General features: G+C 46.8%; 5 protein-coding genes. 2 read left to right on the top strand and 3 right to left on the bottom strand.

Translation table 11 applies throughout. The features are described from left to right. The first annotated feature begins 433 nt into the window (after window positions 1-433). Window positions 434-1,420 carry a YdcF family protein gene (locus tag JGK11_RS27680; RefSeq protein WP_293186244.1) on the top strand — a complete coding sequence of 329 codons (987 nt, stop codon included), beginning with the start codon at window positions 434-436 and terminating at the stop codon, window positions 1,418-1,420. On the opposite strand, the gene JGK11_RS27685 is transcribed toward JGK11_RS27680, so the two are convergent. Beyond that, window positions 1,417-1,767, bottom strand: a complete 351-nt coding sequence (locus tag JGK11_RS27685; RefSeq protein ID WP_293213730.1) for a hypothetical protein — start codon at window positions 1,765-1,767, stop codon at window positions 1,417-1,419. The genes JGK11_RS27680 and JGK11_RS27685 overlap by 4 nt on opposite strands. 543 nt (window positions 1,768-2,310) lie before the next feature. Between JGK11_RS27685 and glsA the strand changes: the two genes are divergently transcribed. Beyond that, window positions 2,311-3,234: a glutaminase A gene (glsA, locus tag JGK11_RS27690; RefSeq protein WP_293186240.1), complete on the top strand. Its 924-nt coding sequence runs from the start codon at window positions 2,311-2,313 to the stop codon at window positions 3,232-3,234. Between the two features lie 250 nt (window positions 3,235-3,484). Here glsA and JGK11_RS27695 read toward each other — a convergent pair whose 3' ends face one another. Both JGK11_RS27695 and JGK11_RS27700 read right to left on the bottom strand, forming a co-directional pair. Beyond that, window positions 3,485-5,299, bottom strand: a complete 1,815-nt coding sequence (locus JGK11_RS27695; RefSeq protein WP_293186238.1) for an adenylate/guanylate cyclase domain-containing protein — start codon at window positions 5,297-5,299, stop codon at window positions 3,485-3,487. A gap of 254 nt (window positions 5,300-5,553) precedes the next feature. Next, the gene (locus JGK11_RS27700; RefSeq protein ID WP_293186237.1) at window positions 5,554-6,660 is read right to left on the bottom strand and encodes a FecR family protein; all 1,107 of its coding nucleotides are present in this window, start codon (window positions 6,658-6,660) and stop codon (window positions 5,554-5,556) included. Window positions 6,661-7,330 lie beyond the last annotated feature (670 nt).

Consider the following 7,330-nt stretch of genomic DNA (forward strand, 5'->3'; position numbering starts at 1 on the left):
CAAGTCAATTTCACCTGCCGCCGGCTCCATCCATTATCAATTACCGATCGACCATTAACCAACTATCGATTACCAATTATCTGTCAGCAATCTGTGACCCGCCCCAAAACGGGTACAACCCCCCAACGCTATGAGTGTGGAGAGCCTAAAATTTTAGACCAAAGTGCAAGCTCCTAGATTCATCTGTGGAGTCAATCTAAAATCTAAAATTTAAAATTTAAAATCGACTGACTGGAAGTAGCGGGATCTCCTTGCGTGCAACCAATAGTTGATAGCTGACCGGAATAGAGCATTTCTCAGAAATGCGATCGAACTGCGCGATCGGCCAAAGTTAACAACCCAACTCAACCGATGCCCGTATTTGCTCCCGCAGCTAAATTAGCGCTCGTTCCACACTTCCGTACTAATTTATGAAGACACAGAATATTGCAAGATGCCTGAACTATTCGCTCGCATTCTATTTCTATTCCTCCTCTTCTCACTGATCAAATCGTGGTGGGATCAATCAGGAGGCAAAGACAATCCTTTAATAGATCGGCTGCGCGTTTTGCTGCTGATCAGCCTTTTGTTCCTCGCTTTTTTTGCCCCAGACACGCCAGTCGGAGCAGCGATTTTTGGCTTAATAGCTTTCTTCTTTAAGCCGCTAGGTTTTGCGATCTCACTGTTGGTGATTGCATCGGCGCTGATCACGAACGGGGGCATCCGCAACCCGGCGCCGAGAATGATCCTGGCTGCGCTGCTGGTTTTGATTCTGTCGAGTATGCCAGTGGTGGCTTATTGGTTCGCAGATCAAGCAGAACGAGATGCCGCAGCCCGCACAGTTTGCTGCGATGAAACAGCAGCGGCGATCGTCCTCCTGGGCAAGGGAACGACTAACAGTCACAACGCTAACCGAGAAGCAATTCAACTGACAGACACAGGCAATCGCTTGCCCTATGCTGCTGTTTTGTACAAAAAAGAACTAGCACCTTTGGTGATTGTTAGTGCTGGGCCCAGAGCAAATTTACAGAATGATACTGGCGAAGCTAAAGATATCCAAACTTTGCTGGCAAGCAACATGGGCGTGCCGCGCAACAATATCGTTCTCGACGATAATGGCAGGAACATACGCACCAGCGCCGAGGAAGTGAGAAAAATCCTCGACAGCCGCGGCGTCGGGCGCAAAGTAATCCTGGTAACATCTGCAATTCAGATGCGACGTGCCAGCCTCGCTTTTGCGAATATGGGAATCCAGGTGATTCCTAGAGCTACGGACTTCTACACTTACCAGCCAGTGTCAGGAGGGCATTCCAAACTGCGCTTAGACGCGGCAGATTTCCTGCCCAGTGCAGAAGCTTTGGTAACTACGACACGAGTATTCGATGAATATTTCGGGTCTGTTTATTACTATTTGCGCGGCTGGCAGGCTCCCAGAGCCTAAAGCGGCAAGTTGGTGGTGTTTTTTTGAGGCAACACCGACTGCTCCCCAGATTGGTTTAACATTTCCTGAGAATGAGACCTTTGTGGGGGGCTGTATTTTCTCATTCCGGCGGGATCGCCGACGGCAAAGTTGGCAGTTAATAAAAACACCACCCAAAATATAGGCTCCTCCCACTTAGATTTTGTTGGAGTTGGTGCTGGCGTTGTGACTGATTCAACGTTTACTTTGATATCTAATTTGCCTTCAATTTCTTTGCCTTTGAGAACTCCGTCCTTGCAGACACCCTTAAAAATCATCGGAGCGGGTTTTGGTGCTTCTGCTGCATCTGTTTTCGGTTCATCTGCCATTTTTTTTATCCTGGGTTTGAGTAGATCCGATTGGATAGTAGATTCTCAGAGGTTCGGGGGTTTTCCGGAAAGGATTGCGCGAACTCTGAAAAAATTAAATTAAATATGCACCCCGCCCCTGATTGGGGATTAAAAATAAGAAGTTGAAGGCATTTCAAGCTAGTCCTTGTTGATTTTGGGTAGCAGCGCTGCCTTAATGCTGCTACCTATCTATCTGGGTGAAAGGGAGGTTTTTATGCAAAGTACAGATTTTTAGGAAAATTTTGTCAATAATATTGATTAGCTGCCCGCAGGCGGTAACGATCGCAGCCTGAAAGCCGATCGCACTTGCTCTCATATTATGTCCGGTCAATTACCATAACAATCAAAGTTAGCGCCTGCGGACTGAAGTCCGCACTACGAACCAATTTTATTGCGATAGAGCGATCGCACTTGCTCTCACCTCACAAACCGGGTTTTTCCCGGAGCTCAAGTGTCGCAATGTGCTTTAAAAACAGGGTTTCTGGTTCACAAGGGCGATCGTAAATATTTAAATAACCGAAAGTGAAAACACCCACCAGCAAACTATCTTCCCTGGAACCAGAACAACTGGCAGCTTGGGCAATAGAGGCAATTAATCGCAGTAAATCCGGTAAAATCCCCGCATACGTACCTCTCCTTGCCCAAGCCGACAGACAATGGTTTGCCGTGCAAATTCGGGCAATTGACGGTCAAATTTTGAGCTGGGGTAGCGCTGCTACCACATTCCCGCTGATGAGCGCAGTCAAACCTTTCGTCTTGCTTTACTTGCTGTGCGAATTGGGTGAAAAAGCAGTTTTTGACTGCGTGGGCTGCGAGCCTTCGGAACTTCCTTTCAATTCTCTGACTCAACTCGAAAGGGATAAAGGGAAGCCGAGAAATCCGATGATTAATAGCGGGGCGATCGCTCTAGCGTCTTTGATTCCCGGTGAAAATGCGGTGGTGCGCTGTCAAAACCTGCGAACTTGGCTGAACCAACAGGCAAAAAGTCAGCTATTTGTTGACGAGTTAATGCTCGATTCAGTGAATGCTATGCCGAATCAAAAAAATTGGGATCTTGCCTTAGCAATGGTAGAATCTGGTTATCTACAAAACTCGGAAATTGCGTTAGAAACCTACAATCGCGTTTGCTGTTTGTCTGGAAGTGTAGAGGATTTGGCGAAGCTGGGAATGGTGTTGGTAAATGGTGGTGAAGCGATCGCGGAAAACTGTCGCACTGTGAAAGCGCTGATGGCTACTTGCGGTTTGTATGAAGCATCGGCCCGCTTTGCGCTGCGGGTGGGAATTCCCGCTAAGTCGGGAGTTAGCGGGGCTTTGTTGTCGGTGATTCCGGGCGAAGGGGCGATCGCATCTTACAGTCCGCCTTTGAATAAAGAGGGAAATTCTGTCGGCGGTTTGTTTCTGTTGGAACAAATAGCTAAATCTTTGCGGCTGAGTATATTTGATTAGATTGGGTAATTGGTAATTGGTAATTGGTAATTGGGAATTGGGAATTGGGAATTGGGAAGAAGGCCCGCGCAGGACATTGTTATTTGTTATTTGTTATTTGTCCGATGTTATTTGTTAGTGGCTACCAATAACCAACTACCAATAACCAACTACCAATAACCAACTACCAATAACCAATAACCAATAACCAATAACCAATAACCAATAACCAATAACCAATAACAACTGTCAACTGTCAACTGTCAACTGACTACTGCTTTTCACCCAAAATAGCATAAACCACAGTTTCTTCTTTTTTGCCGCGCAATTGAATCGCTCCTACTTTTTGCCCTTCGTAGCGATCGCGCACGTAAGCAAAAGTTCTCCCCGTCACCAACAAATTAAAAGGACTGTCAGAAATAATTTCCTTATTCATCGCCTCCAATCTAGCCGCAACGTTGACAGCATCGCCGATTACAGAATAATTCAAACGCCGGGAACCGCCGACGCTGCCGGCAACTAACTGTCCGGTATGCAAACCAATGCCAAACTTAATTAAAGGTTTGCGGTCAATTCTAAGCTGCTCGTTGATTTTGTGCAGCTTTTCGTGCATGGCGATGCAAGCTGCTACGGCATTTAAAGCATCTTGTTGAATTTCGGGATATTCTGTGTGGCAAAAAGGTACACCAAAAACTGCCATAATTGCATCACCAATGTATTTATCGACAACGCCGCCGTGATCCATAATACAGTCGGTCATCGCTTCCAAATAATGGTTCAGCCAGGTGAGCAAATCCCGCGGCCGCATTTTTTCGGAAATTGAAGTAAAACTGCGAATATCCATAAACAGCACAGTTGCTGTAAGTTCTTGAGGTTCGAGTTCTCCCTGTTCAAATATCTCTGCTTTGCGTTCCCAAATAAGCTGAGCAGTTTCGGGGGCGACGTGTTTTTCAAATAACCTCATTAACTGCTGTTTTTCGTACTGTTCCCGCACTTGTAAAGCAGTACCAGATAAAATGAGGGTGCCGATGGGTGCGGCAACGGGAAGCCACCAAAAATAGTAGCCAAATAATACAGCAGCAGCCGTAACCCAAATTACAGGTAAACCAAGGGCGATCGCAATTCTTGCTTTAACACCTCGGTTGCACAGCACCGAAGTAGTAAGGGGGCCAATCCCCAACAATAACAAAATTTCTAGCGCTGCGGGCAGTCGCTTTAGCAATCGCTGATTGAGCAAATTGTCAACTAAAGCTGCATATAAATAAACCCCAGCAGTAGTCTTGTTCAGAGGTGTAGATATCTGGTCAAAACCCGTAGCGACTAGACCGACTAAGACTAATTTATCAGCTAAAGCATTTTCAGGAATTCTACCTTCTACAACATCCACAAAAGCATAGGTACGTAGATTTTCTGTTTTCCCGGGCCAGTTAACCCAGACTGTTTGTTCCTGCATATTTTGTGGCTGCGGCAGCAATACAGGATTTTGCGGGTTAGCAGCGTTGTACCTCTGAGTCATTACTAAACCGAAGTTAGGAATGGAGTCGAGAAATATTTTTGAATCGCGGCTAACGCCGTCGCTGTTCGGTTCGTGCATTATATGTCCGACACCTGCGGCGGCTGCTTTTAAAGATGCTACTGGCTGTTCTTGGGTGGTTCTTGGGAGTACAACTTTGCCATTTGTGGCGATCGCAGCGGCTAACATTTCATCTTTCGGACTCGGATCGAGGAAAAGAATGTCGAAACCAACTGCTGTGGGGGGAAATTTTTTTAAAGCTGACAGCAGGGCGGCGTAGCGATTGCGCGACCACGGAAATTGACCGTATTCCTGCAAGCTTTGGGGTTCGATCGCAATTACCGCAATTCTCTCATCCCAACCCGGATTTGGCAAAACTCCCGATTCTCGAATTTGAAATAGGGTTTTGTATCCCAAATATTCAAGGGGTTTCCACATTCCCAATTGCAGCATGGCGACAGACATTATTCCTGCTACGGCGCCTGTCAGCCAGGGAGGATTTGTGATGAGATATTGCCGGATGCCAATCAGTTGATTGTGTTTCAGATGCTCGATCAATTGTTTGAACTTCATTCAATTAATTTGACGCAATAATTGACATTCGATGCTGATGTTCGGATAATACCGGGCGGTTGAAACCGCGTCTATACAAACAAAGCCCCCTCCAAGCGGGTTGAAGACCAGACAGATATTCCAGATGATAATACCGGGCGCTTGAAACCGCGTCGATACAAACTCTCACCAGCCTCCGCGGGTTGAAAACCAGACCGATATTCCAGATGATAATACCGGGCGCTTGAAACCGCCGTCCGATCTAGATCAGTTGTTTAGGGAACTGCGAGGTTGTAATGCTTTTCTCTGACGGACGATCCTCTCACTACAATTTTGAGGCGGCGGCTGGCCGGTAAAATTCCTTGGATTTTGAATTTACCTTCTCGATCGATCTTAATGGCTTGGTTGTTGACATAAATTATGTCGATCGGGTTAATTTGACCGCTGAGGCGATAGATATTCCCACCGAGTCTCGACAAACTGCGGACTTTGAGATCGGCTAAGCGAGGGCTGGCTGATGGCGGTGCGGGGGGAGTTTGAGGGAAAATTTCCGTGGCGTTACCGCCGTTGACAACTACTTCGGAGTCGTTTTTGCCAGATACTCCGACTGAACCTTCAATGGTTTCGACTCCGGTTTTGCCGTCTGGGCCGACGCTGACGCCAAAGGATGTACCCCTGACTCCGGCAACGCCTTCGGGGGTTTCAACCCTGACTGGGGCGGTTCTGGGAGATTTTTTTTGTTGGGCTATTTGATTGGTTTCGGCAATTGGGCTGAATGTATTTAAGGCGGCAATTTGCTTGGGTAGGATAATTGCTGAGGTTTGAGCTGCGGCTGTGGGCGCAGCAGTTTTGCCGATCGACAATCTCACTCGTCCCCTGCTGACAAAAATAGCTGTGTCGTTTTCGCCTGAAGTGCTTGACAAATCGGATATTCTAACTGCGGTTTTTTCGGCAACTTCAACGATGCCGGTGTTGTTGTCGATCGCTAAGCGGGCTGTGGAATCGGGGTCGGTGATGATTTCGTCTCCGGGGGCGAGGAGCCGATCGCCGACGACGGCGGGCCGCCCTTTAAAGGTGACTGTACCGCGAATTTCTTGAATTTCGAGCGATCGGCCTGTCGCTGTTCCCTGAGCGTTGATTGTCTTGGTTGGGGATGGATTGGCTGCCGCTATTACCGGAAATTTTGGAGACTTTGAGCCGGTTGGTGGTGCTGGCGGTCGATCGACCGAGATAATTTTAGTAGGGTTTGACTGCTGTTTGGGGGATGGAGACAGCGGACTGGCGATCGTAGGGCGAAAGGCTGGAAGACAGGCCAGCACAGCTAAGGACAAACTTAGGAGTGGAATTTTGGTCGATCGCCAGCAAGTAAAAATTTTATTCATATTTTCTATTTTGTCATGTTGAAGTTCTTAGACTTCATTTGCTTTATTAGACTTCTTAAATCCGGAAATCGTTCCATTTTTTTTGCCATAAAACAGCAGCCAAAATAAGCTTTCTCAGCAAGAAAGCTTACCATTAAATCTTCTTTTTATTGTCAAAATTTAGTAAACTGTTACAACGAGGCAGTTTCCTCAGATTTGATGTGTAATTTTTGGGTTCCCCAGACCAAGAGTCTTGCAGAACAAGAGTTTTCGCCGCTCTCAATAGGAAAGAGCGAATATTTATATATAGCAAACATAAAATTAATTACTGCTAGTAAAGGTCTTTTGGCTTCGGCCGGAAGGATGAATAATTGGGAAGAAATCCTGTAGTTGTGGCAATTAATAAAAAGATTCCCTTTGGGAAGTGATAAAAAATAATTATATAAGTGGTGCGGCTGGCTTTGGGAGTGGAGCTTGTGCCTGTGCAACCAACGCAGGCTGGGCCGAGCGACAAGGGGGCAAAGATCGAGCAACTCCGACTAGAATAGCTGGTAAAAGTATAGTCATCTATTACATGACATGGGAGGCTTCAAGTCCCTCCCCTTTCGCTTTCACTTCGAGCGGATTAACCCGCCTCGGCTGAGCTACGCAGCTCTCTATCCCATTGCTGAAGGCATTTGGGATTGCTTTT

The organism is Microcoleus sp. PH2017_34_RAT_O_A, assembly GCF_020737885.1.
GTDB lineage: Bacteria > Cyanobacteriota > Cyanobacteriia > Cyanobacteriales > Microcoleaceae > Microcoleus.

Coding starts and splice junctions, on each gene's coding strand:
- JGK11_RS27685 (WP_293213730.1), bottom strand. CDS start 1,767: ATGGCAGATGAACCGAAAACAGATGCAGCAGAAGCACCAAAACCCGCT.
- JGK11_RS27695 (WP_293186238.1), bottom strand. CDS start 5,299: ATGAAGTTCAAACAATTGATCGAGCATCTGAAACACAATCAACTGATT.
- JGK11_RS27680 (WP_293186244.1), top strand. CDS start 434: ATGCCTGAACTATTCGCTCGCATTCTATTTCTATTCCTCCTCTTCTCA.
- JGK11_RS27700 (WP_293186237.1), bottom strand. CDS start 6,660: ATGAATAAAATTTTTACTTGCTGGCGATCGACCAAAATTCCACTCCTA.